The organism is Bacillus sp. P4_D3 (assembly GCF_056401855.1).
Window position 1 is genome coordinate 1 of record NZ_JBFUIN010000984.1, and the last position, 990, is coordinate 990.

Here is a 990-nt window from a genome sequence, read left to right on the forward strand (position 1 = left end):
CCCCTAAAGGGATAGGAGCTATTTCTATAGTGAAAAGCTAACGGTAGTTTATATTAAATGCATGTTTAAATTCCATTTTGAACGTATTTCTTTTCTATTTCCCATGAATCTTGCTTTTTAATTTTTAGAGCTACATTCGTACCATTAGATTCTGTATAAAAGATATATCCGTGGTTGGACTTAACGTAAGTTGAAGGTTCACTTGTGCAATCTTTAGAACAAGATGTGTTGATAAGTTCAATTAAGGATAGTTCGCTAGGATCGGTTTTACTAGCATCTATAAGTGTATCAAGGTTCGTTTTACGAAAACCTTGTAAGTTTACATCGAAATTCTTTTCTATTTCTCCAGTAACGCTAGTATTCATTACTTCAACTGAATTTTTCTTTTCTAGAAGAAAACCATTTCCATAAAGGAATTTTGTATATCCAAGCCAGGCGATTAAAAATAGTATAAAAAACATACCAGTTGTTTTAAGTTTTCGAAGCCGTTTACTTACGATTGATTCTGAATATTTCATTCAGCCTAATCCTCCAATGTTTTTATTTTAAAGTATGCTTGGGTATATATATTTAGAAGGAGATGAAAGTTAGAGAGTTACTGATTCAAAAAAAGAAAGCATCTGAAGTTATGTGCTTTCTTTTTGAATACTGTCCGCTATCTGTTAGTTACTTGTTTCATAAGCGGTCTTATTTCTTTAACAGGTGGTTTTTTATCATAGGCATCAACGTAAGAAAAGTAATAATTTAAGTTTCTAAGAAGTCCCTTTCCTATTTTTGCGCTTAAGAAGGGGAATACTTGTCCAGTATAATCATCGAGAGATTTACAATAGTATTTTTCATCTAAGTATATGCTGTATTTACATGTTAGTTCTACTAATGAGTTACCTTCATCATCAAATACTTCTTTAGAATCAATAATGTCTATTAATGCGAATTTTTCATTCAGATAAACTTTCTTCTTTTTCTCGTGCTTATTTGTGAGAATAAATA

General features: G+C 30.7%; 2 protein-coding genes. Both read right to left on the reverse strand.

Annotation, left to right across the window (positions count from 1 at the left end):
- Positions 1 to 65: 65 nt before the first annotated feature.
- The gene (locus tag AC1DTM_RS28545; RefSeq protein ID WP_016105087.1) at positions 66 to 518 is read right to left on the reverse strand and encodes a hypothetical protein; all 453 of its coding nucleotides are present in this window, start codon (positions 516 to 518) and stop codon (positions 66 to 68) included.
- 137 nt (positions 519 to 655) lie between these two features.
- Positions 656 to 990, reverse strand: a 335-nt coding sequence (locus AC1DTM_RS28550) for a hypothetical protein (protein WP_477001496.1), incomplete at its 5' end; no start/stop codon positions are given.